The organism is Aquabacterium sp., from assembly GCF_050725395.1.
In the GTDB taxonomy this organism is placed as follows: Bacteria; Pseudomonadota; Gammaproteobacteria; order Burkholderiales; family Burkholderiaceae_C; genus Aquabacterium.
Map to the genome: position 1 here is coordinate 88,127 of NZ_JBOHHL010000008.1, position 22,838 is coordinate 110,964.

The window sequence follows — 22,838 nt, forward strand, 5'->3', positions numbered from 1 at the left end:
AGGCGCGGCGTGAGCCGCGGTCTTCAAAGGACGGGTGTTGTGGAGGGCTGAGTCATCCTTCGGGTTCGGGTACTGCTCGACCGCCTTCGAAGGGGTCCAAAGTGCGACAGTGACGAGGGCGAACGGGAACAAGGCGTTTCCGTCGAAGAGGGCCTTGGATGGCTAGTCACTGAGTGGAGATGACTCTTTTCATCAAAAACCAACCTCCATCCAAGACGGCACCCGCACAGTCGCTACTTCACGCCCGTATGTCAGGTCAGCAACAAGAAAATCGAGCCAAGCCGGCTCCAAGTTCCAATCGCCAGCTTTGGGCGCGGGTTGTTGGTGACGATCCTTCAACCAAGCCATGATGCGTTGGCGCACCGCGTCAGGCTCACCAAAGAAGTCAGCAAACTTATCCAGCGTAGCGCCTCCCGCAGTTGTCGATAGCAGGCCAGTTCTCTTCGCATCAAGAAGCGCATTGAACGCCTGGAAGAAGTCTTCCTTCTCATGTAGCGAGCCGCAATGGGGCGGAAACGCGTCTGCATGGAAAAGCGACTTGACTCTTTCTCGGTCACTGTCTTTGAGCTCACTGCCCAATGCAATGACGATGCCCTCAGCGGTGCCGGTCTTGTCCACTACTTCCACCACGGGCAAATAGGCCACTAAAGACATTGGCTCAGGCAACAACTGTGGCCTAGGCTTCCCGCTGACCACATGGACGGGGTCCAAATCGACCACAACCAAGGCTTGGTCAGATTTGGACAAGGCCCCTGTCCCGTTGTTCTGCAGAATGCCCTTCAACCAGCCATGGTACGGTGTTAGGAAATGCACAATTCCTGCTGAATCAGATGATTGGCTTACAGAGTCAATGCCGATAAAGCAGCTTCCACCGACGCCCAGCTTGTTTGCCGCGTTGCAGAACACGGTGGCGGTACCAGAGGCCAGCACACTGGCTTGGCCGGCATGCCAATAGTCGTTGCTGCGACTTGTGCATGCTGGGACCACGAGCACTGATCGACGCTCACGGTTTGATTGCGCGACAGTCAAGAGCTCGCCAATTGCCTCGATGTCATTGGATACTTGCTTCCTGACGTTAGCCGGATCCAAACCGAAGTGCTTGAACACCTTCGCCATATCCCGCTCCAACGGCATGCGATTGGCTGGGCTGGTGAGCAGGAACAGCTCGGAGCAGATCAACTCCATGCAATAGCGCAGCTTTGGCGTCTCGTGCACCAATGCTCTTACCAGCGCAGCTAGTTCGGTACTTGACCACTCGCCCTTACGCTCCTTCGCACGAAGCTCACGTAATTTTTCGAATAGCTGTTCTTCGCCGTAGAGCGGCGCCAACTCAAGGAGATCCGGCCGGAAAAACTCGTGTGCAGCCACTGCGCGATATTTCTTACCCCGTTGAAAATGAAGCGGCTCAGAGTCACCCTCGAGCCCGAGGCTCCTGGCCAATGCTGGCTCTGGCTTCCACAGCAGAGTCAATTTTTCCTGTAGATGCTCGGTATCTTCGCGCTCTTGGCCAAACTGGCGGTAAGTGCCGGCCAACACGGCCAATCCAGGATAGTGTTGACGCAGTTCATCTTTCAGCCAATCGACCGTCTCAGACCTAACCGACACCTCAGGCAGCACCAGCAACTCCACCCCCAGTTCATGACAAGCCTTCAACGCCTCGCGGAGCAAAGACCGGCGCCGGTGCTCAGGCCACGAAATAACTCTGATGTCTTTGCCCCATTTGAATTCTGAGCCCCTTCTTGCTGCGCCATCTACAGACCCAAGATCGCCCACATTGGTCAGCAAACCACGTAGCTCCTCCAAAGAGGATTTGCTAAAGGGGAAGGACTTCAACCCGACCTCGCTAATAGGATGGGCATAACTTTCGTCTGATCGCCATTGAAACAGCGCAACGCGGAAGTGACTTCCAGCTCTAGCTTTGCCGTGATCGCTAGAGTCATTGCGGTCGATGCGCTTAATGCGCGATGCTGATTGCGAAAAGCGCAGCTTGTCGACGATGTCCTGATCCAGAGCACCATTCTTTGGCGTGCTCGCCTCTTCTGCAATTCCCGCCACCTGGACGCCATCGTCGGGTTGGGGTAGCACAGCTTGGTCAGTTGACGCCTCCAGCATTGCGGTTGTAGGCTCATCGTGAACTGCCGCTGGATCCGAGGGTGCCGGCGCGGCCTTGTGATCTTGGGCTGATTGCTTCGGCCAGGTGGGCATCCACTGCCCAAGCCTGGAGTCCAGTGTGTGCACTGCCAACAGTTCGTCGTCGAAGTTGCTGCGAGTCTCTGTCCAGACCGACAGTTTGCGCGCCCCCTCAAGCTGCCGCTCTACACCCTCACGACCCAAACCAGTGAACTGTGGCTTGGCGATTTGCCAACTGGCATCACTGGCATCAGTGAACTCGTCGCTGTGCAGGCTTCGCCGAAAATGTTGAGCCCGCTGGCGAACCAGGTATAGACCCAAGTGCTTATCAAGCTCGCGCAACGCGACTGGCAGTGCCGAGGTCAATGCCTCGCAGTTCTTCAGCGTGAATCTGGGCAACGCGTCAAAGGGCCAAATTGCTTCCGTTTGGTCGACTTCGTCAGGCGCGCCTGGTTCACTCTGCCAAGCGCTCAATGTCGAATACACGTCCTTCAACTCTTCCAGTTTGAACGCCTGCGGAAAACTGCTATCGAGCAAACCAATCAGGGCCAGCATCCAGTGCCATGGGCTGGCGCGGCACAGGTCGGGCCAACTCGCGTCAAACAGCCACTTACGCATGGCGCTGTAGTCGAACTGCGGGTCCAGACGTGCCATGTTCGGCATTGCCCAAGTAGCGGGGAGGTTGAAGCGCTCAGGCATGCGGCGCGTGCCTTGCTTAGCCGTTAGCCCCCACAGTGCGGCCACGCTGCCGCGCAGACCGAAGCCTGTGGTTGCCAAAGCCAGTGCTATGCGCAACGGTGGAGCCTTCGTCTCTACCTCGGCACTGGCCACTTGGGGGAACAAGGCCTGATACAGCGCCAGCATCAAACCTAGCTCTGGTCGCAATGCGGCAGTGTCGACCGATGGTTGCCCTAGGCTCAATCCTTCTAGCGCCCAAAACGGCAAACGGTCCAGCACTTCTGGAAATACGCGGTGAAGTTCCAGGCGTAGATCTTCATTGCGGCGCGCTCGTAGGCGCAAGGCCATGGCACGGGTCTCCGCCTCGACTACGAGCAAATGCCGAACCTGTTGATCCAGCGCGCGGTTGGCTGGGAAGTCACGTAACAGTTTTAAGGCACGCTTCACTGTGCCGGGTAATGCCGTCGTGCCTGGCGCTTCGGGACCAATTTCCCCCTCGGAAACGAAGGCGCCCTGCAACTTGCGCAGTTGCTGGCGCAACACATACTGCTCTATCTGGGTGCTTTGGTTGGCTGACTTAACATCTTCTTGCTCATCAAGCTCAACCGCGTCATCCGTTAACTGCTCATCGCGGTGACCGGTTTCACCCGCCATGTCGGCGGCCACTCCCAGCACATCGGCCACAGTCCAGCCCATGCGCCACAGATGGGCTTGGTCCTTCGGTACGATCACGGACTTGACCCGATCGTCATGGTTGTGAAACCAGGCGTTCGCGCCCAGTAGCTTGCGATCGACGGGATCGGCCACTAGATGCAAGATGGACTTGTCCCCCTCGTCAGCCCTGAACAGCTGTGGTCGGAAAGGAACGTAGATGCCTTGGTCGTTCTCTGGCGAAAATCCCCCGTGCATCGCACAAAGGGCCTCAAACAAGCGCGCAGCCTTGTGCGTGATCGGTTCTGGCGGGCTAGCGCCTTGGTCGGCCAATTCGACCCAAGGAAGAGCATCCTTGCTCCTTTCCACCCCCAACCTTTCAGACGGATTTTGCAGAGACTCGAAACTTAATGCTTCGACACTAGGCCAATTTGACTCGTCACCTTGCAACGGCACCTGAACGAAATACCGCGCTTCGGTTGGCAATGCAGGTACGGCGTAGCGAAACAAATGCCTAGCGATTCCAGGTCTCGGCTCATCTATCGCGTAAAGCGATGCCGCCTCGTGTCCGTCCTGCCCGTCCTTCACAACAGGTAGGTGCGGGATGGAGCGCTGAGGTACGCCGCCGCTGGCTTTCACCAGCAGCTTCGGAAACTTGGCCAACACATCAAGCCTCTGCCCACGCGGCGCACTGCTGAGTACAAAGTCGATCGCCAAGCCAAGCGAAGCGTCGTCAGGCTTCTCAATGACAATTGGCTCACCGTTAGGCCGCAAGAGCAGACACACGTCCTCGACACATTGATCACCAGAATCAACGATAGACGGTCTCAGGCGGCGTCTCTCGAGTGATACCAAAGGGTGCAAATCAGCGGCATCACCACAACTGGCCACCGCACCGATGCGTTCGGCCGCTAAGCAAAGCCATTCGATGGCGGACACCTCTCCTTCAAGCTGTCCTTCAACGTTGTAGGGCACCGGCGAATTGTTCGCCAAGCGTCGCGCTTTTTGTGCCACTAAACGTGCACGTCGCCGTACGTGCGCCCAGTTCTCGGCAGGATGGACGTCCTCGAAAAAATTGGGGTGGCTGACCAATGCGGCCAGGTGCTTGCGCTTGTCTCGGGATTTCGGGAGTTCCGCCAAGGTCTGGTCGTTCTCCATCCAGGGGTTGGCGTCCATCAGCTTGTCCAGACCTTCCACCGCATAGAGCAAGTCGTAGCCGCGTTGCTCGAATGCATCTGCCCACTCGCGGCCTTCACATACGCTCTTCCACAACTCCCGGTAGCGCTGCCAGGCTGTCGATCCATCACCATCGAGTTCAGACGCCACCTGCCACCATAGCCAGCGCGAACACAGACCCAAGTCGTTGGGTCGGAGATCGGGCGCCTGCATGGCAGCCTTGACCTGTGCCTCAATGCCTTTGGGGTCGGTCATAAGTGCAGGGTGGCGCAGCATCTTCAGCGCGCACTGCCGGTCAACAGTTGGCATGTCGCCCCCTAGACCCCAACCGGCCTCACCATCACCCACCAAGAGTTCATCCACCAACGGCGGCTCCCAGGCCGGCATTGAGGCCGCCAAGCCCCGCCCCTCATTGAGTTGGCGCATCACTTGTACGGGTGAGCCGGCGCGCACGCGATCACCCTTGTGGATCAGTGAAATCGAGCGCTCATTAGCCTTGAACTGCAATTTTTCGCGCAATTCTTTCAGCAGCGCCTCAGTTTCCGCAAACAACACAATGTCATCTACATAGCGCGCATAGCCAGCTCGAGGACGGGAAACCCCGTCCGACCCAGTGTCCGCCGTGTCTCGGATGAAGCGCCGAGCGACATGGTCAACCGGAAACAATGCGATGGTGCCAATGTAGGCAGACAGCACCGGCCCTTGTGGAATGCCAATAGCCTCGTCACTGTGCTGAGTCGGTATTTTGCCAATTGCCCCTTTTCGCTGTGGGTCTCGAAACTCATGACCAAAAAGCAAATCGCTCAGCAGTTGATCCAGGGCACGTTCGTACTCAGCCGGCACGGTCGCGGTAGTTAAGCCGAATACATCCGCTAACCCCTCCGGGATACCGCTGGTTGTCAGCACGGCGCGCAATGGCTCCAGCAGGGCATCTCGCACCACATAGCGTTGAATAGTGTCGTAGTAGCGCTTGGCATCCAGGCGCAGCACGTGCACGCGTGGCCCGATGGCGTGGCACTGCTTCGTCAGGCTGCCCATGAAATCTCGCCAGCACTGTCCAAAAGGCCTGAACATGCCCTGGTCAGACGGCGTCTTATCGCCCTCCAAAACATCCATGTCGATCTGGTAACCAAAGCTCAAGGTTTCAGGTTCACCCTCTTCGATACGAGGTTCGTTGAGCTCGACATATGGACCGGTCACCTCCACCGTATTGCGCGAGGCATACCAACGCACGGCGGGAATGCTGGCCGAGAAGGTTTGACCACTGGCATTTAGGCGGTCATGCCGCTGGGTCAGCAACTCATTGAGCAGCAGTTGCTGCAGTTGCAAGTCAGCTGGGTGTGGCATAACCTTGCGGCGCGGATCATCCAGCACCTTCGTATCGGCAGTAAGCTTGCGGGGCAAGTGCACCGCATCAAATGGAGCAGCCTGAAGCCAACGTGAGGCTTGCGCACTCATCGCGGCCTGCAAACGTGCCAAGGCCGTCTGGTCAAACAGCCTGGCATTGCCGCTCAATGTCAGCCACACCTCTTCGTCACAAGGTAGCTCGCCCCGCCGCGCGCCGTGGTACGCCAAGGTTTGAGCGAGGGCCGCACGCTCATAGGCACCCTCTAGATAAATGCCGCGACCGATCGGCGGTTTCCCGGAGCCTTCCCGCGAAAGCAATTCGTGCAATGCGTTTGTCCAACTCCACGGACTGTCGGTCAAGCGCAGCAACAGGTGATCAAGCGTTCGGTTGCCGTGAAGTTTTTTGACTGCCAACGCCGCTCTGAACAAAGCACGCTCGCGTCCAGTAGCTGAAAGTTGACTCCAGCGTTGGTTCTGCAAGTCAGACGCATCCTGACTGCCCAGGGCTGACACTAGTAGTACGGCCTCGGCGGGGAGGTCATAGCTCTGCAACCATTCTGCAGCCTCCTCAGGCGAGGTAGTGCCGCTCAGGCAGGTATCGGGATCCTTGCCCAACGCTGGTTGGGTACGCCACGGTGTACCGACCCAGCGAACGTCCACGCCGCTCATGCCTAAAAGAGCGCGCACCAGTCGATCCGTGCCGCCGAAGCCAGCTGGATCGTTGTCAAGAAATATGCCGAGTCTCATTGCGGCCTGGCTGGATGGCAAATCATCGACTAAGTTCTGCAGCAGATTGAACTGCTCCTTGCTCAGACTGATACCCATCAGGGCGACCGCGTCTTGCCCTAAGTACTGCAGGCGTAGAGCATCCAGAAAGCCCTCAACAAGGTAGAGCGTTGCCGGCTCACCGCTCTTCAACTTTTCCCTCACAGCCGCAAATGCCGCAGCCGCGTTGAACAGGTGTTTGGCTTTCTCGAATCCCGCCGTAAGCAGGTACTTGGGCACTCCCTCAGGCGGTACGTTCTGCAACGCTCGGCCAGCGAAGCCAACAACTACAGACCGCTTGGCCTCGGCATTGCGAATGGGGATCACGACACGGCCGTCGTGAAAGTAGTCGTGGAACTGATCAGCTAAATCCAGCTTTAGCTGATCGGCTTTGGACATGGAGCGCAGGCGCTTGATCAGCCCAAGAGTCTGCAAACCGTCGATCAACTCGGCGCGTTCTCCGACGCTCTTGGCTTGCAAACCCTCGACCAGTACAGCACGCGTGATGCAACGCAGGCCCTGATCATGGAGGAAGGTGGCATCGAACGCACGCTCTTCGCACCAGGCCTTGAACCGCTGAGAGTCATGATGTTCATTGAAGATCCGCAAGGCGAAGTCCAGAGCTAACTCGCTTGTGACTTGATGCTCAACCTTACGCGAGGACCGGCGGCGCGGGCTTCGAATGCCAAACTGCTGCGCCAACCACTGCACTGCCGGAAGGAAGTCCAACCCTTCAATTTGCTTGACCAGATCAATAGCATTGCCATGAGCCCCACAAGCAAAGCAGTGATAGTGCTCCGGCGAATTGCCGCCAGCTGGATACAGGTTGAGCGATGGCTTAGTGTCCTGGTGGAACGGGCACAACGCACGGGTCTGCGGGCCGCGGCTCTCTGTCTCGATACCAAGACGTCGCACCACATCCTCCAATGGTGCCTTTGTTAGCAAATCGCCAATATCGAAACGGTCCACATATCCCCCTGACAACTTTGAATTCGTGAGGGGAAGCTTATCAGGCCCGTAACAGGATGTACCGGAAGCGACGGTGCGCGGCTGCCATACGGTGTCTCGATTTGAACGACAGCAACCAGTCCTAAGTGAACATCGATTTCCCTACTTCCAACTTTCGCTTCTGGGCATTAGCCACCATTTACGGTCAACGACAAGCCATGCGCGCACCCCTCTTGATGGTGATTCCCTCCGCCAACCCCAATCCCTAAAGTCGCGGCCTCATCAACAAAACGAACGCCAGGAAGATATGCCGCAAAACCTCATTTCCCTTACCCTGACCGCAGCCGACCACGCCGCCATCGCCGACGCGCTGTCCACGCTCGAAAGCAAGCTGTCCGGCCTGATCTCGCTGAGCACCGACGAGCGCCGCAGCCTGAACAAGATGGGCGAGAAGTCTGAAACCTTCTGCCGCCGCACGCTGGTCGCGATGAGCGACAACGCCGGTTTGATCCCGGCCGATGTGGACGTGGCCGAAGCGCAGCGCGACCTGGCCCAGCTCGACGCGCTGCGCCCGCACATCGCCAGGCTGACCAAGCTGCTGGGCCGCGCTGAAGACTCCGAGATGGCCTTGGGAAGCGACGTCATGGTCACGGCCTTGGAGGGCTACGCCCTGTTGAAGGTGCTGGGCAAGGGTTCTGGCTTGGATTCCCTGCGCAAAGACATGTCCGTCCGCTTCATGCGCAAGACGCGCGCCACGGAAAGCCCTGCCCAAGCCGCTTGAAGCCCGGCCCGCCAGCATCAAAGCCCCGCTCGCGGGGCTTTTTTCATGGGCCTTCGGGTGGGTGGGCCTTGCGCGCAAGGCTTTTCTGCTTGCGGCCAAGGCTATGGAACCCGGCGCTTGGGGCTCAAAGGCTTGCGGTGCAAGGCTCAGAACCCCGACGTTGGGGATACAGGGCCTTGCGCGCAAGGCTCAAAGCCCGGCGCTTGGGCCTCAGATGGTCAAAGTGCAAGGCTCAAGGGCCTTGCGTTCGGGGTTCAGCATCCTTGCGCGCAAGGCTTTTTGCCTTGCGGGCCGGGTTCAGAAGGCGGTGTTCCGCGCAAAAAGCCTTGCGCGCCGGCTTTGAAACGGTCCGGTCCAGCCCATTGAGTCAGTGGAAATCCTCTTCGCGTTGGTGGCGTGCGCCGATGACGAGAACCAACTCAGGGGTGCGTATATCGAAGCGAAGCACATACCCGGTGGAGCCGAACGGGACAATGAGTTCACGCAATGTTGGGCGTTGACCAACCTTGCGATAGCTGTAAGGCGTGGTCGCGAGATGACTGTTGGCAGCGGTGCGAATGGCCTCGACAGCTTCATAGGCACGCATGGCTTCTTCGACAGTCTCGGCGCGCTCCAGCAGGAAGTCGAACAGGCGATCCAGGTCGGCATCGGCCTCAGGCGTGAATTCGACTCTGAACGTCATTTGCGAAGCTGCTTCACCCGTGCTGCGACCTTCGCCTCAAGCTTCGACAAAACAACGTCCGACGGAATTGAAGCCCCGGTGCGCTCGTACGCTGCCAATGAGGCATCGCACCGCGCGGCGAAGTCTGTTTGTACGCGACGAAATTCAACGGCGCGACGCACCGATGCCTCGACAAATTCAGTCAACGTCTCGCCGGGCAGGAGTACCGAATCAAGATCGGCGCGCAACTCCGGTTCGACACGGATTTGGGGGATGACGGCGGTTTTCATGGCCCCACTGTAGTGCATTAGCACTACACGTTCAAGGGCTTCGCTGCGGCCATGGGTAAAAACTTACAGAATTCTGTCGTCACGTGAAGGCGCCGAACACCAAACAGCCTATGCCCCCGACTATTTGCAAGTCGGATGTTCAACTTCATACCCAAGGCCGAGGTACAGATGCGTCACCTCGACCTTTCCCTTCTTGGCCATCAAATGCACGCCTTCCTGGCTGGTGCATGTCTCAACTGTGGTGACGTGCCTTTGCCTGGCGGTCGCGATCAACTTCCGGCCGATACTTTCTGTGCGCAAGCTCAGGCCAATGGTGGCCGCCCCCACAAACGGCATCTCGGCCCACAATTTGGGCAAGCGCGCCTTGTAGATCACAGGTGGGTCGCCAGTGACTTCGTTGGTGGCCAAGGTATCCGCATCGTCCGCCCTTGTGAAGTCCTGGGCCGTAAGGCGCTTACAGCAAACAGGTTGCTGCCTGGCATCGGGGTATTGAAAGTACACCGTCTGACCGGCCACCAAGTGCCTTGCAGCCCGGGTTCAAAGGCCATCCCCTAAGCCAGTTTGAACGCGCTGACGGCTTCAGAAAGCTTGATCGATTGATGGGACATGCTTTGCGCCGCGGCGGCCGACTCCTCAACCAGTGCTGCGTTTTGCTGGGTCATCTTGTCCAGATGAGACACTGCCATGCTGACCTGACTGATGCCTTGGGTCTGCTCCTGGGTGCTCGCACTGATGTCGGCGATCAGATCGTTCACACGCCGGACCTGTTCAACAATCTGGCCCATGGTTTGACCGGCTTCGCCCACCAGCACGCCGCCAGCTTCGACCCGATCGCTGCTGTTGCTGATCAACACCTTGATCTCGCGCGCCGCTTCGGCTGAGCGCTGTGCCAGCAAACGAACCTCTCCGGCCACCACGGCAAATCCACGGCCTTGTTCGCCTGCGCGTGCCGCCTCCACCGCCGCATTCAGCGCCAGGATGTTGGTCTGAAAGGCAATGCCGTCGATGGTGCCGATGATGTCGCCAATCTTGCGGCTGGCCGCCTGGATTTCCGCCATCGTGGCCACCACACGCTGCACGACCTCGCCGCCCTGCGCCGCCACTTCGGTGGCCCGCGTTGCCAATTGGCTGGCAGAGCGTGCCGTGTCCGAACTCTGGGTGACGGTGGCCGTCATCTGCTCCATGCTCGACGCGGTTTGCTGGAGACTGCTGGCCTGCTGCTCTGTCCGATTGGAAAGATCGGCATTGCCCTGGGCGATCTCGCCGCTGGCCGTGGCCACCGACTCCACGCCCGAGCGCACTTGACCGACCAGGTTGCGCAAGGCCCCCTGCATGCTGGCCAGCGCACTCAGCATCTCGGCGGCCTCGTCATGCCCTTCAAAGCGAACATCCTGGGTCAGGTCACCCGCGGCAATCTGGTTGACCGCCGCCACGGCTCGCCGCATGGGTTCGACGACGCTGCGCGCGATCAGCCAAGCCAGCAAGCCACCGATGACCAGAACGAACAAAGCCGAACCGCCCATGACCAGCATGCTCACATGCGCGCTGGCGCTGGCACCATTGACAACGCCTTCGGAGCGCTGCGCCAGTGCCTGCCTGACCCCGTTCAGCGCCTCGTTGGACTTGGCCTGGATGGGCGCCATGCCATCGCGCGCTGCCTTCACGGCTTCGGGCGTGTTGCCGGTCATCGCGTGGTTGAGCACGGCATCGACGACCTTCTGACCATCGTCGTTCAGTGTGTCGAGCTGTGCGGCCAGTTGCAGCAACTGTTCATCACCCACGATTTGGTCCTTGAACGCCGCATGCAGCTTCTTGAACTCATCGCGGGCGCCCTTGAACTGCTTGACCTGCACGGCAAGCTCAGCCAGGTCATCTTGTGACGCAAGGTCCCTGAGCGCGATGTTGCGATCCTTGATGGATCTTTCCAGTGCGCTCAAGGTTTCGGCGCGCTTGTAGATTTGCTGGCCGACCAGCGACATCTGTCCACCCATGCTGTGGAGTGCAACCGCCCCGACCGTGGCCACCATCACGACACCCAGGAGCACGGATGCGAATCCGATGCCCAGGCGCGTGCGAATACGTACCTTGTTCAGCATGGCGCGTCCTCGCCTCAGTTAGCGGTGATGGAGGCGTGCATGACACCGACGATCTCGGCACCATCCTTGATGGGTGTGGAGATCTGGACCCCCATGACTTGCGTGGTTGGATCCTTCGCCATCTGGTCCATCTGGTAGCTGGTGCCAGCGATCGCGGGCTTGAACCAAGGACGGTGGGCGACGTTGTAGAGGATGACCTTGACGTTGGCAGCAACGATGTTGCCAGCCTTGTCGCGAACACCGACTTTGTTGACTTCCTTCGAATCCAGGCTGTCGACGAACTTGCCGGCAGCTGACGTGCCGATGGATTTGACGACGGGATCGGTGTCTGGGAGTTCAGTCCATTTGGCCGACGTCATGCCCGGCAGCCCTCCGCTGACATTGGAGGCCTTGGCGGCGGCGATCACCACCGGATTGGCAGCCCACTTCTCCAGCTTGACACGGTATTCGTCAACCCGCTTCTGCAGGGCGGGTGGGATCGGTTCGGCCATGCTGACGGGGGCAAAGCCCGCCAAAGCGGCGAAGACGGCGCAAGATGCGATGAAATGACGTCGAGACATGATGGGGTTGCCTTTGTTGGATCAGTTGCAGGTGGATTCAAGCGAACGCGCATGACGCTTATCCCTTATCGGCATAGTGCCGTTGCCGCTTGAGCAGGGCCGCGCTGAAGATTCCGAGATGGCCTTTGGCATGGGCCAGGAGTCTGAAGTATTGGGGTGAACGGCCGAATAGTCTGTGTAGCGAAAGTGTCTTGATGGATCAAACAGCTGCCAATCAATCTACGCGTCGGTTCAGAAAAAACAGCACGAAGATTGCGGCGCAATGGCGTCATGGCTTTTCAGGGCTTCGTTTCACCAAAACGCTGGAACGCCAGTTCCAGGCGGAATCAGCACCAGTGCGCAGCCAGCATCTGCTCGTTTGCAGTCTCATCGGCTTGGTCGCCGGCCCGTGGGGCGCCGCGTGGCCGACCTGGCCTTTGCCGATCACCAGCACCGCTTGAGCTTCGGTGAACTGGCGTCCCGCGCTGCCACCTCGGTCCGCACCGCGAGCCGGATGTTCCCTGCGGAAACCGGGCTGACCTTCAAGACATGGCGGCAGCGCGCCCGCATCGTGTGGGCGATTGATCGGCTGGCCAGGGGGGATGCGATCGCCCGGGTATCTGCCGATGCGGGCTTTGCCAATGGGGCCGCATTTTCGTCTGCCTTCCGGCAGGTGACGGGGATGGCGCCGACGGAGTTTCTTGGGCGCTGAGCTACTTGAGGATGCCGGTATTGGACGGGTTGTTGTACCGCTTGTGCAGCGTGTCAAGGATGTCCTTGAAGCCAGGCAAGTCCTCGAATTGGGATTGGATGAGTTGGGGGACACCACCAGAATCCCTTTCCTTCGCGTAAACTGCACAGAATTCTGTCATTACCCGAAGGAGCCAGCCATGGGCTTTTCTGCCAGCGATGTCGTGCCGTTCACCCAAGCACGCGCCAACCTGTCTGAACTGGCCGAACAAGCCAAGGCCGGCGCCGAAAAGATCATCACCAAGAACGGTGAAAGCTACGTGGCGCTGATCGACGCCGAGCGGCTGGACTACTACCACCGCCTGGAGCGTGAGCGCATCCACCTGCTGCTGATCGACGATGCCCGCCAAGGCCTGGCCGATGTGCTGGCAGGCAGAACACAAAACGCCGATACCGCTTTGGCAGGCCTGCAAGCTGCGCGCAAAGCCAAGGCCGCAACCACCAGCAAGACAAAGCCCAAACACCGTGGCTGAGCAGCTTCACAACGTGGAGCTGACAGACAGCTTCATCGAGCGCCTGGCATTCATCGAGGTCTTTCTGGAAGAGGCCGACGCCGCTTTTGCGTATGACAACTTGCTAGCTGGCCTTCGGGGCACGGTGATCCCCAACCTGGCCCGCTTCCCGCTGATCGGCAAGCGCTATTTGGATCAGCCACCGCAATCGGCTGAGGCCCTGACCCACCTGGCGCAACTGCCCCAAGGTGCGGCCGACGCCTTGCGCGTGTACCTGCACAGCGATTACCTGATCTTGTATGCCGTGGATGCAGTCAAGTTGACGGTGTATTTGCTGTCCATCCGGCATCACCGCCAGCTTTCGTTTGACTTTGCGCGCCTCTGGCCTGGCGCCTGAACAGGCCATCTTTGACCTGGCCCTCACCCTGACCGCAGCCGACCACGCCGCCATCGCCGACGCGCTGTCCACGCTCGAAAGCAAGCTGTCCGGCCTGATCTCGCTGAACACCGACGAGCGCCGCAGCCTGAACAAGATGGGCGAGAAGTCTGAAACCTTCTACCGCCGCACGCTGGTCGCGATGAGCGACAACGCCGGTTTGATCCCGGCCGATGTGGACGTGGCCGAAGCGCAGCGCGACCTGGCCCAGCTCGACTTGCTGTGCCCGCACATTGGCCTTGCGGCCTGGGTTCAGAAGCTGGCCTTCCGCTCCAAACGCCTTGCACGCCTGAACCTGGCACGTTGTGCTGGCGCTCACGCAAACCAAGGCAAGCATGAATTTATCCGGGTGATATTGACTAGATCATTTAACCCCGGGTAGAATTCGCACCATGAACCAAGCCATACCGCTCACCTACACCGCTTTCCTGGATGGACGCCGCATAGCCACGGGTTCCTTGCAAGAAGTCGCCGTGGCCGTGCTGCGGGCCCAGCTGACGCATCCCGAAGGGCATCCGCTGGTCTTCAGCAATGCCAGCGGCCAGTCTGCCGACCTCGATCTGCGCGGTGGCGAGGAAGCCGTGGCGGCGCGCTACACCCTGGCTGTGCCGCCCCAGGTGCCCAAGGGCCGAGGTCGCCCCAAGCTTGGCGTGGTCGCGCGGGAAGTGACGCTGCTGCCGGAACATTGGGATTGGCTTGCGGCGCAGCCGGGTGGCGCCTCCGTGGCCTTGCGCAAGCTCGTGCACGAAGCGCGGCGCCATGGCGGCGACCAGGACCGGACGCGCCAGGCGCGTGACCGCGCGTATCACGCCATGTCCACGCTGGCCGGCAATCTCGCCGGCTTCGAGGAAGCATCGCGGGCGCTGTTCGCTGGCGACAAAGAGCGGCTGGTGGCGCAGATGGCCGCATGGCCGGAAGACGTGCGGGCGTACGTTCTTCAGCTAGCCGAACCTGCACCCGGCTAAGCCGGACCTCTTTCTTTTTTTCTACAACCAGCGCGTGGCCTCGGGCCGCCGCGCTGCGGGCACACGCACGCCCGCGATCCACAAGAGCCCTCATGAACGAGCCAGAAACGACGACCCGCGCCGGGCCGGTGCCGACGTTGCGCACGCATTACCTCGCGCTGCTGACCCCCTTGATCCTGACGCACGCGCTGCAAAGTGCGGGTGGACTGCTCGATGGCTTCTGGCTCGGGCGCCTGCTAGGCGTGAGCGGCATCGCGACGGCGGCGTCGTTCTTTCCCGTGTTCTTCTTGCTGTTGTCACTGATCATCGGGCTGGGCGCCGGCGCAACCATCCTTGCGGGGCAAGCATGGGGCGCGCGTGATGCGGCCCAGGTGCGGCGCGTGGGTGCGACGGCCTTTGCGGCTGCGCTTGGCGTCGGGCTTGCGGTCGCGGTGGCCGGTACGTGGTCTGCGCCCTGGTTGATGCAAGCCCTCGGCACGCCGCCGGACATCTTGCCGGCCGCGATCCGCTATGCGCGCGCCATGTTGCTGGTGATGCCCTTCGTGTTCGTCGCGTGGGCGGGCCTGTCCCTGAGCCGCGGCACCGGCGACGCGCTCTCGCCGATGTGGTCCTTGCTGGCCGCGACGCTGGTGGGCGCGGTGTGCACGCCGCTGCTCGTTTCAGGCACGTCTTTGGGCGCGGCTGGCGTGGCAGTCTCGGCGCTCGTCGCACAGCTGGCTGCGCTTGCCGTGTTGATCCAGCGCTGGCGTCGGGCCGGCCATCCGCTCGCCCCCGGCGCCGGGTGGCAGGGCTGCAAGCCGAGTGGGGCAATAGCCAAACGCATGCTGCGCATCGGCCTGCCGGCCGCATTGCAGATGCTGGCGATGGCGCTTGCGGAGATCGTGCTGCTGGGCCTGGTGAACCGTCACGGGTCGACCGCGACTGCCGCCTATGGCGCGGCGACGCAGGTCCTGAGCTGGGTGCAGTTCCCTGCGATGAGCCTGGGCATTGCTGCGGCGATCTTCAGCGCGAACGCAGTCGGCGCGGGACGGCGCGAAAGGCTGCCGGCGATCGTGAGCACGGGGCTGCGCTTGAACGCCCTGCTAACCCCGCTGTTCGTTGTCGCTGCGCACCTGCTCGCCCCGTTCGCGCTGCGCGTGTTCCTGGAACCCGGCCCCGTGCTGGAGCAGGCGGTCACCATCGTGCGCACCGTCGCCTGGAGCGTGGTGCTGCTCGGATGGAGCAACGTGCTGGTGGGCACGATGCGCGCGAGCGGCGAGGCGGTGGTGCCAGCGCTCCTGAGCATGGCGGCAATCGTTGGTGTCGAGTTGCCAGTTGCCGTAGTGCTGGAAGCGCGCTTCGGCCTGGCTGGCGTGTTCTGGGCCTGCCCTGCGGCCTTCCTGGCCATGCTCGTGCTGCACGGCCTCTACTACTGTCACAAGGAAAAGAAAGATGGACTCTCCAGCCAACCAAGCGTCGCGCTCGGCGCGACGGGCGGCCGCGCGCCAGGCGCGTGACGCCTTCCCGCCGATGGGCATCTACGCCATTCGAGCCCGCGCGAGCGGCCACTTGCTGCTCGGCGCGAGCCGCAATGTGCACGCGGCGCTGAATCGCGCGCGCTTCGAACTGCGCATGGGCAAGCATGCAGACCGCAAGTTGCAAGGGCTGACGCCATGAGCGAAGAAGCCTTGCAAGCCTGCATGGACCGGCACCTGGAGCACGCGGCGATGGTGTTCATGCTCGACGACGAACTCGGCACGGTGTGGGCGTGCTTTCATTCAGATGGGAACAAGCCGGGCGGATCAGCTTGCGGAGGGCTGGCTGGGCTGTACTGGCTGGCAGGCGGCGGCGTAGGCGTGGCCTGCCTATCGGATGAAGACGTGGCCTGCAGCCAAACCTTGCAGCCTTGCGCGTTGCACAGGGCTGCAAAGTCAATGTGCCCATCCAGCAACTGAGCCAGCAAAGGCATGGCGTTGCGCCCCTGCCAATGTCGACTGACCGTTGGCGTGCCGTCCAGCGCGCTGGTGGGTCCAATCAATTGGGTGCCGGTGGCGGCGGCCAGTTGCTCCACCACGGCGCGACGCGAGGCGCGCTGGGCGTCCACATGCAAGGCATCGCCGACGCGTCGCACCAGTGGAGCCTGTGCCGTCGTCGCATCTGCAGGCGTGGCCCGCTTCGTGGTCGGCAGCCTGGCCTGCACACCCGAGGCCGCCAAGAGCAATGCCAGCACATAGGTGGTTTTCATGTCAGAACTGGGTGGTGCCGTTCAGGTTGCTGCCCATCGAGCGGAACAGGTAGAAGTTCTGGGAGGCGTTGGTGCCGTTGCCGTTGTCCGTGGCATAGACGGCATGTCCGGCGCCCCCATCAATACCGTGGCCGAAGTTTTCCATGGCTTGCACATTGAACAGCGTGACACTGCCCTGCTTCGCGTTGATGCCTTTGCCGCCGTTGTGGTTGGACTGTGAGCGCTCGATCGTGCCGATGGCAGAGCCAGCATCGATGCCATTGCCCGAGTTGTAGTTGGCGTTGATGCCTGACAGGCGGAAAGACGTGCCAGGACTGACGCTGAAGCTGATCCCTTGCATGTTGAAGGTGGCCGTGATGTCTTCAACAATGGCTGATGCGTACGAGGAAACACCTGACTGGAAGCCCTTGACCGTGCCCCCGCGCACCAAGGCGCCTGCAGCGTTGTAGGCAACCGCCACACCGGCGAACGAGCTGGTGTATGGGCAGGTCACGACTTTGGTGTTGGAGACGCGGGTGCAGGTGCTGGGCCCGATGATGCTGAAACCGTTCAGGTCCAGCGTGACATTCGCAGCTGTGATGTGGACGCCAGCCGAGCCCTCGGGCACGAACAGGTTGCTGGTGAGCTTGTAGCTGCCGGGCTGGCTGAGGGTGACGGGGAAGCCCGCCGTGTCGCCGGGCGTGACGTTGCCGGCCACGGCCATGTTCTGGTTGATGACGGCCTGTGCGAAGGCAGCGCTGCCGCTGGCGATGAGGGCTGCGGCGATGAAGGTGCGGGTGAAGTTCATGATGAGTGGTCCTGTGACACTGTGTTGCGGCAGCACCGTGCTGCGTTGGGGTTCAGTGTCAGCAGCGGGCGTTTCAATTCAGTTTCATGGCAAACGCCTGTGTGTTTCATTTGTTGCGCCACCGTGCACCGCGGGGCCAGGTGTCTAAAGTATTTGGGTGAACGGCCGAAAAGTCTGTGTAGCGAAAGTGTCTTGATGGATCAAACAGCCGCCAATCAATCTACGCGTCAGTTCAGAAAAAACAGCACGAAGATTGCGGCGCAATGGCGTCATGGCTTCTCAGGGCTTCGTTTCACCAAAACGCTGGAGCGCCAGTTCCAGGCGGAATCAGCGCCAGTGCGGAACCAGCATCTGCTCGTTTGCAGTCTCATCGGCTTGGTCGCCGGCCCTTGGGGAGCTGCGCCCACTGAAGCATTGATGCTGCCCGATCTGGTCGGGCAACTCTGGCCTCAACGTCTCGCTTTCACCGCGCTGGCTCTTTTTCTGTTGGTCGTCATCCGCCTGACGCCATCGGCTTTCCGCAGCCCTTGGCTGCCCGAGCTGGCGATCTCTTTGGTCATCGTGCTGATGTGCAGCGGGATCATCATCCCCAGCACCAGCCGCAGCGTCACGCTGACCGCGGCCGTTCACTCGGCCGATCTGATCGCGGCCACCATGTTCGTCGGCACGTTGGTCAGGCTTCGATTCTGGTATTCGCTCGGGGTGTCTTTGGTCAACCTCTTGGCCTTTGCAACGCTGATCCCACACCGATCGATTGAACATGGCTTGATCTTGTCCAGCAACTTCAAGGTGCTGTTGGTGGCGGGCTTGTTGGTGCAGGTTTCAAGCTACCTCTTCGAATACCGCGACCGCCAACGGTGGCTGCTGGCCAAACAGAACGACGCCCACGCCAGTGAGCTGAAGGAAGCCAACAGGCGGTTGCGCGACATGTCGCTGAGAGATGGCTTGACGGGGCTCCTCAATCGGCGGGGCTTCGAGGAAGCGCTTTCAGCTGCGCAACAAGACACCGCCACCCAGTCTTCTGTGCTGTCCCTCCTGGTGCTGGATGTGGACCACTTCAAGCGTTTCAATGACTTCTATGGCCATCCCCAGGGTGACCGTTGCCTGCAGCAAGTCAGCGCTATCCTGGAAGCCGTGGCGCGGGACCACGGAGGGCAGGCCGCTCGCATTGGTGGTGAAGAGTTTGCGGTCGTGCTGCCATCCAGCAGCACACAGCAGGCGCAAGCCCTGGCCTCGGCCATCAAGACTGCGCTGGATGCCGCCGCCATCGAGCACCAGGCTTCAGAGGTGGCACGGCATGTCACGGTGAGCATTGGCATGGCTCAGGGCCCTGCTTCCATCACCGGTGCCCGCTTGGTGGCCGCGGCGGATGCAGCACTTTACGAGGCCAAACGCAGCGGGCGGAATCGGGCTGTCGTGGGCGAGGTTCTTGGCGAAGCATCTGGCTTGAAGATGGAAGTTCGCCAGGCCTTTGGTCCCAAATCGCCCGGCGATGTGCCCTACAGCGCAGAGGACGACTCAGCGGCCTTGTCCGCCATTTTGGCCAATGGGGTTCGATGGCTTCGATTCCCGGCCCACGTTGAAAAGCACTATCAATCCATCAGAAGCGGCCACCACCAATGGCGTCTTCCAGCTTGCATCCTGCTATCGGTGCTTGGCTTCAATGTCTTCGCCTTCCTCTACGAGCAAGGCGCGCCAAACGCCACGGCCTGGATGCAGAAGAACCTGACCGCCCTCAACACCGCGGGATTGGTTTTGAGCCTGTTGCTGATGGCAAGGGGCTGGGGAAGGTGGAAGGAGGCTTTGGTCGCCGGCGCCTTCTCTGCCCTGGCCTTGTTGGGGGCGTATGCGTTATCGCTGGACCATTCGCTGGTGGCGTACCCCACTTTCATGGTGCTGATCCTGATCCCCATGGCCAGTTGCATCCTTGCCCAGCAATCGCCTTTTCATGTCCTCCCATCGTGGGCGGCCGTGGTCATTGGCTACCTTGGCTTCACCTCCGCAGAAACGGGTTCGATCGAGGTCATCGTCCGCAATGACATCGCACGCATCTTGATCGTGGGTGGCATGTTCATCCTCTTGGCCAGCTACACGCTGGCACGTGCTGAAAGGCGGTCCTACCTGCTGAACGGCATCCAGCGCGGCCAACGCGCGGCTTTGGTAGAAAGACAAAAAGACCTGGAATCCCTGGTGAGCCTGGACCCCCTCACCGGTTTGCACAACAGGAGGCACTTTGACCAAGCGCTCCAAGCGCTTTGGAACACGGCCGAACGCGGTGGCACGGCGGTTTCCCTGTTGATCCTGGACATCGACTTTTTCAAGCGCTACAACGACAGCCTGGGGCACCAGGCCGGCGATGCGGCCTTGCAGAAGGTGGCCATGGCGCTCAGGCAGATGGCCGCGGGCAGTGAGGGTTGCCTGGCCGCCAGGCTTGGTGGTGAAGAGTTCGCGCTGTTGGTCGGGGGTGGCGAGGAAGCCGCCCTGAAGCTTGGAGAAGCTGTTTGCACTCAAGTGCACCAATGCGCGATCGATCATCCCGACTCGGACGCGGCAAGCATCTTGACGGTGAGCGTGGGGGTGGCGACGATGATGCCAAGCACGCTCCTTAAACCGTATGACTTGATGAGCATGGCTGATCGGTCGCTGTATCAGGCCAAGGCGGCGGGCCGGAACGGCATGGCGGTGGCCAGCAGCGCCAAGTGATCATCTGCAGCTAAGGCGTTCCGTATCGATAAAGCACGCAGATCAGCCCGATGCGATCCACGTACGCGCCTGACCGCCCGTACAGGCCACCAGCGACGTACGGCGGCGGACACGACATCTGAGCTCGCGGCCCCTTCTGCGACTGCCCGAAGCTGTAGACGCTGCTTGGCGTGAGGCTGACGTGCCGGGTTGGCTTGAGATAGTCCCCACACGACAGTGCGATGACGCCAACGGAGCCGTCATGGTTGTCCGCCTGCCTCGCTTCGATCTGCACGACGGCGCCGCGCGGAGGAAGGCAGCTCGCTTCCGATGGATGACCGCCGGGTCCGCCGTTCTCATTCGCGGTGGATGTGGCTCCGCGGCTTGATTTAACCCAGTCGAAGTGGGTGCAGATCGGGGCGACGGCGTCTATCCAGGAGCCCTCGCGCGCTCGGATGCCGGTCATGACGCTGCCGAAAGGACATGGGCTCTCGAAATCGCCACCCCCCGTCCCCCCGAACGACGGCGTCTTGATCTTGGCCACGCTGAGGTGCATCGGTGGCGGAGGCGGCGGGCTCACAGGCACGGCGGGCGGCGGCGGCGGCACGGCCACGGGCGGAGGCGGGCTCGACGCAGGAGGCGGCGGGTGATACCCCGGCGGTGGCTGCTGCGCACTTGCGGGTAGCCATGAGATCAAGGCGAAGAACGCCAACGCCGCCAATCGATACCGTGACATTTGCTTCCTCCTGAGGTCCACTGTTGGACTCGACCATCATGACGATACTACGGTGCTATCGAACACGCCAGGTCGTCTCCAGTCGAACTGGCGGCTTGCCGTCTGATGCCTGGCTCTGACACCGAGGCTCACCGAACCAGTTCGTTGCAGCCTGCACAAATGCCGCCACGTCCGGCGCAGTGTCACTCGCCCACGCCACCACACCGTCGGGGCGCACAAGCACCACCTTCAAGCCAAGGCCACTCGACGCCTCGCCTGCGACGCAGACAATTCGATCATCCCAGCGGCCCGCGACTTCATCGAACGTTGCTTCGGTCTCGAACGCCAGCAAGAGGCCGCGTCCATCTTGAAGATGCCGATTGACTGTTGCCCCATCCAGCAGCTTGAAGTCCGGAACGGCGCGCCCGACCAGCGGATGGCTGCCGCCCAGCTCGTACCGCAGTGACATGCCCCATGCGCGATCCGCAAAGTAGGTTGCGCCGTCCCGGGTCTCGATCAGGTCTCGGAGGATGGCTTCGAGGGCGCGGGAACTCCGGTTGGGCCGCATGATGGCGACTTGCGCGCGCGACCAGTCCAGGATTTGCGCCCCGACCGGATGCCGTTCCGCGAAATAGGTGTCTAGCAACCCATCCGACGTCTCGCCACGGACCACAGACGCAAGCTTCCAGCCGAGATTCATGGCGTCGCCAAGCCCCAGGTTCAGGCCCTGGCCGCCTAGCGGCGAATGAATGTGACAAGCGTCGCCAGCAAGGAGCACCCGGTTCCTGCGGTAGGCAGTGGCTTGGAATGCTCGATCCGTCCATGTCGTCGCGAGGTGAAGTGCCGTCACCGAGACGTCGACGCCTGACACACGGCGCAGCACTGACTGAACATGATCGAGCGTCATCGGCTGGGTCCGATGAAAAGCACCACCATCAAAGTCGACCAATGCAATGATGCCCGGCCGTTGGTATGTGTACATGCCCGCGGTCGTGTAGTGACGACCTGCAGGGAGTGCGTCTGGGCTGGCCAGTTCAACCTTGACCGAGTAACCGGTGAATTCCGGCTCGGTCCCGACAAACTCGAAGCCACCAGCCTTGCGCACCGTGCTTCTGCCTCCGTCGCATCCGACCAGCCAGGGCGCACGAATGGTTGATGCTCCCACCCGGACAGTCACTTCATCGTCCGTCTGGGCGACTTGGTCGACGCCCTGTCCCCGCCTGATCTCGACACCCAACGCGCTCGCTTTGGCGGCAAGGACTGACTCCAGCCGCGCCATGGTGGTGGGCAAGGCGCCAGATACCGGGAGCGGCGCACGATCCTCCCATCGGGACATGTCGATCTTGTCGTAGAAGAACTGGATGCCGGCAAAGTGCCCGCCAGGACGGCGCACCTGCTGCATCCAGTGCGGGGGATCAGAAGAAGCACCTTCGCCTGACCGCTCCTGAGCCGGTAACGCCTCCGAAAGGGCCTCGAGAATGCCACGCCGGTGCAGCGCTTCGACGCTGGGTACCGATAGCCCGCGCAGGCCGAACGGCAAGTCCTTCAACGGTGAACGGGGATCGCTGGCTTGCTCTAGAACCAGCACCGAGGCACCGCCCAAGTGGAGCTCGCAGGCGAGAAACAGGCCGACGGGTCCGGCACCCGCAATGACAACGTCGTAGGCCGAAGAACTTTTCATGAACTACTCCTTGGTGGTCGTTCGACCGGAGCAGTTCGTCGAAGGAACCGCACGGACGAACAGGGGCTGCGTGAACAGCATTCA

The 22,838-nt window shown here is 61.0% G+C and carries 20 protein-coding genes; 10 read left to right on the top strand and 10 right to left on the bottom strand.

The genetic code is table 11. The annotated features are described in order from the left end of the window. Nucleotides 1-192 precede the first annotated feature (192 nt). Nucleotides 193-7,716 (bottom strand): CHC2 zinc finger domain-containing protein, encoded by a 7,524-nt coding sequence (locus ACREB4_RS07510; protein WP_431587591.1) that lies wholly within the window; start codon nucleotides 7,714-7,716, stop codon nucleotides 193-195. A gap of 286 nt (nucleotides 7,717-8,002) precedes the next feature. On the opposite strand from ACREB4_RS07510, the gene ACREB4_RS07515 reads away from it, so the two are divergent. Further along, nucleotides 8,003-8,476 (top strand): hypothetical protein, encoded by a 474-nt coding sequence (locus ACREB4_RS07515; RefSeq protein WP_431587592.1) that lies wholly within the window; start codon nucleotides 8,003-8,005, stop codon nucleotides 8,474-8,476. A gap of 367 nt (nucleotides 8,477-8,843) precedes the next feature. Here the strand turns inward: ACREB4_RS07515 and ACREB4_RS07520 are convergent, their stop codons facing one another. From ACREB4_RS07520 to ACREB4_RS07540, 5 genes are all read right to left on the bottom strand, one after another. After that, complete coding sequence (locus ACREB4_RS07520; RefSeq protein WP_431587593.1) at nucleotides 8,844-9,158, bottom strand: type II toxin-antitoxin system RelE/ParE family toxin; 315 nt, start codon at nucleotides 9,156-9,158, stop codon at nucleotides 8,844-8,846. Then, nucleotides 9,155-9,427 (bottom strand): YlcI/YnfO family protein, encoded by a 273-nt coding sequence (locus tag ACREB4_RS07525; protein ID WP_431587594.1) that lies wholly within the window; start codon nucleotides 9,425-9,427, stop codon nucleotides 9,155-9,157. Before ACREB4_RS07525 ends, ACREB4_RS07520 begins: the two co-directional genes overlap by 4 nt. Before the next feature lie 120 nt (nucleotides 9,428-9,547). Continuing rightward, nucleotides 9,548-9,835 (bottom strand): hypothetical protein, encoded by a 288-nt coding sequence (locus ACREB4_RS07530; RefSeq protein WP_431587595.1) that lies wholly within the window; start codon nucleotides 9,833-9,835, stop codon nucleotides 9,548-9,550. Nucleotides 9,836-9,978: 143 nt separating this feature from the next. Further along, nucleotides 9,979-11,523 carry a methyl-accepting chemotaxis protein gene (locus ACREB4_RS07535; protein WP_431587596.1) on the bottom strand — a complete coding sequence of 515 codons (1,545 nt, stop codon included), beginning with the start codon at nucleotides 11,521-11,523 and terminating at the stop codon, nucleotides 9,979-9,981. A 14-nt stretch (nucleotides 11,524-11,537) separates the two neighbouring features. Continuing rightward, entirely contained in the window at nucleotides 11,538-12,083 is a 546-nt protein-coding gene (locus ACREB4_RS07540) for a hypothetical protein (protein WP_431587597.1), read from the bottom strand. 194 nt (nucleotides 12,084-12,277) lie between these two features. Here ACREB4_RS07540 and ACREB4_RS07545 point away from each other — a divergent pair, with 194 nt between their 5' ends. The 8 genes from ACREB4_RS07545 to ACREB4_RS07580 all read left to right on the top strand — a co-directional run bounded on the left by ACREB4_RS07545 (nucleotide 12,278) and on the right by ACREB4_RS07580 (nucleotide 16,321). Further along, complete coding sequence (locus tag ACREB4_RS07545; RefSeq protein WP_431587598.1) at nucleotides 12,278-12,523, top strand: hypothetical protein; 246 nt, start codon at nucleotides 12,278-12,280, stop codon at nucleotides 12,521-12,523. Continuing rightward, nucleotides 12,484-12,774: a helix-turn-helix transcriptional regulator gene (locus ACREB4_RS07550; protein WP_431587599.1), complete on the top strand. Its 291-nt coding sequence runs from the start codon at nucleotides 12,484-12,486 to the stop codon at nucleotides 12,772-12,774. Before ACREB4_RS07545 ends, ACREB4_RS07550 begins: the two co-directional genes overlap by 40 nt. A 178-nt stretch (nucleotides 12,775-12,952) precedes the next feature. Continuing rightward, complete coding sequence (locus ACREB4_RS07555; RefSeq protein WP_431587600.1) at nucleotides 12,953-13,285, top strand: type II toxin-antitoxin system Phd/YefM family antitoxin; 333 nt, start codon at nucleotides 12,953-12,955, stop codon at nucleotides 13,283-13,285. A 13-nt stretch (nucleotides 13,286-13,298) separates the two neighbouring features. Continuing rightward, nucleotides 13,299-13,661, top strand: a complete 363-nt coding sequence (locus tag ACREB4_RS07560) for a type II toxin-antitoxin system RelE/ParE family toxin (RefSeq protein WP_431587601.1) — start codon at nucleotides 13,299-13,301, stop codon at nucleotides 13,659-13,661. Then, on the top strand, nucleotides 13,630-14,082 hold the full coding sequence (locus tag ACREB4_RS07565; RefSeq protein ID WP_431587602.1) for a hypothetical protein: 453 nt from the start codon (nucleotides 13,630-13,632) through the stop codon (nucleotides 14,080-14,082). Before ACREB4_RS07560 ends, ACREB4_RS07565 begins: the two co-directional genes overlap by 32 nt. Nucleotides 14,083-14,092: 10 nt before the next feature. After that, complete coding sequence (locus ACREB4_RS07570) at nucleotides 14,093-14,665, top strand: DUF2239 family protein (RefSeq protein WP_431587603.1); 573 nt, start codon at nucleotides 14,093-14,095, stop codon at nucleotides 14,663-14,665. A 92-nt stretch (nucleotides 14,666-14,757) separates the two neighbouring features. Beyond that, nucleotides 14,758-16,161 (top strand): MATE family efflux transporter, encoded by a 1,404-nt coding sequence (locus ACREB4_RS07575; protein ID WP_431587604.1) that lies wholly within the window; start codon nucleotides 14,758-14,760, stop codon nucleotides 16,159-16,161. A 13-nt stretch (nucleotides 16,162-16,174) separates the two neighbouring features. Beyond that, entirely contained in the window at nucleotides 16,175-16,321 is a 147-nt protein-coding gene (locus ACREB4_RS07580; protein WP_431587605.1) for a hypothetical protein, read from the top strand. A 97-nt stretch (nucleotides 16,322-16,418) separates the two neighbouring features. Here ACREB4_RS07580 and ACREB4_RS07585 read toward each other — a convergent pair whose 3' ends face one another. Together ACREB4_RS07585 and ACREB4_RS07590 are read right to left on the bottom strand one after the other, a co-directional pair. Next, nucleotides 16,419-16,889 carry a hypothetical protein gene (locus tag ACREB4_RS07585; RefSeq protein ID WP_431587606.1) on the bottom strand — a complete coding sequence of 157 codons (471 nt, stop codon included), beginning with the start codon at nucleotides 16,887-16,889 and terminating at the stop codon, nucleotides 16,419-16,421. 1 nt (nucleotide 16,890) lies between these two features. After that, complete coding sequence (locus tag ACREB4_RS07590; protein ID WP_431587607.1) at nucleotides 16,891-17,676, bottom strand: hypothetical protein; 786 nt, start codon at nucleotides 17,674-17,676, stop codon at nucleotides 16,891-16,893. Nucleotides 17,677-18,093: 417 nt separating this feature from the next. On the opposite strand from ACREB4_RS07590, the gene ACREB4_RS07595 reads away from it, so the two are divergent. Then, nucleotides 18,094-20,379 carry a GGDEF domain-containing protein gene (locus ACREB4_RS07595; RefSeq protein ID WP_431587608.1) on the top strand — a complete coding sequence of 762 codons (2,286 nt, stop codon included), beginning with the start codon at nucleotides 18,094-18,096 and terminating at the stop codon, nucleotides 20,377-20,379. Between the two features lie 10 nt (nucleotides 20,380-20,389). Here ACREB4_RS07595 and ACREB4_RS07600 read toward each other — a convergent pair whose 3' ends face one another. Continuing rightward, complete coding sequence (locus ACREB4_RS07600) at nucleotides 20,390-20,902, bottom strand: hypothetical protein (RefSeq protein WP_431587609.1); 513 nt, start codon at nucleotides 20,900-20,902, stop codon at nucleotides 20,390-20,392. Between the two features lie 247 nt (nucleotides 20,903-21,149). Next, the gene (locus ACREB4_RS07605) at nucleotides 21,150-22,754 is read right to left on the bottom strand and encodes an FAD-dependent monooxygenase (protein ID WP_431587610.1); all 1,605 of its coding nucleotides are present in this window, start codon (nucleotides 22,752-22,754) and stop codon (nucleotides 21,150-21,152) included. Nucleotides 22,755-22,838: the final 84 nt, after the last annotated feature.

Coding starts and splice junctions, on each gene's coding strand:
- ACREB4_RS07525 (WP_431587594.1), bottom strand. CDS start 9,427: ATGAAAACCGCCGTCATCCCCCAAATCCGTGTCGAACCGGAGTTGCGC.
- ACREB4_RS07540 (WP_431587597.1), bottom strand. CDS start 12,083: ATGTCTCGACGTCATTTCATCGCATCTTGCGCCGTCTTCGCCGCTTTG.
- ACREB4_RS07590 (WP_431587607.1), bottom strand. CDS start 17,676: ATGAACTTCACCCGCACCTTCATCGCCGCAGCCCTCATCGCCAGCGGC.
- ACREB4_RS07595 (WP_431587608.1), top strand. CDS start 18,094: ATGCTGCCCGATCTGGTCGGGCAACTCTGGCCTCAACGTCTCGCTTTC.
- ACREB4_RS07575 (WP_431587604.1), top strand. CDS start 14,758: ATGAACGAGCCAGAAACGACGACCCGCGCCGGGCCGGTGCCGACGTTG.
- ACREB4_RS07545 (WP_431587598.1), top strand. CDS start 12,278: ATGGATCAAACAGCTGCCAATCAATCTACGCGTCGGTTCAGAAAAAAC.
- ACREB4_RS07605 (WP_431587610.1), bottom strand. CDS start 22,754: ATGAAAAGTTCTTCGGCCTACGACGTTGTCATTGCGGGTGCCGGACCC.
- ACREB4_RS07570 (WP_431587603.1), top strand. CDS start 14,093: ATGAACCAAGCCATACCGCTCACCTACACCGCTTTCCTGGATGGACGC.
- ACREB4_RS07580 (WP_431587605.1), top strand. CDS start 16,175: ATGGGCATCTACGCCATTCGAGCCCGCGCGAGCGGCCACTTGCTGCTC.
- ACREB4_RS07555 (WP_431587600.1), top strand. CDS start 12,953: ATGGGCTTTTCTGCCAGCGATGTCGTGCCGTTCACCCAAGCACGCGCC.
- ACREB4_RS07515 (WP_431587592.1), top strand. CDS start 8,003: ATGCCGCAAAACCTCATTTCCCTTACCCTGACCGCAGCCGACCACGCC.
- ACREB4_RS07535 (WP_431587596.1), bottom strand. CDS start 11,523: ATGCTGAACAAGGTACGTATTCGCACGCGCCTGGGCATCGGATTCGCA.
- ACREB4_RS07585 (WP_431587606.1), bottom strand. CDS start 16,889: ATGAAAACCACCTATGTGCTGGCATTGCTCTTGGCGGCCTCGGGTGTG.
- ACREB4_RS07520 (WP_431587593.1), bottom strand. CDS start 9,158: ATGACGTTCAGAGTCGAATTCACGCCTGAGGCCGATGCCGACCTGGAT.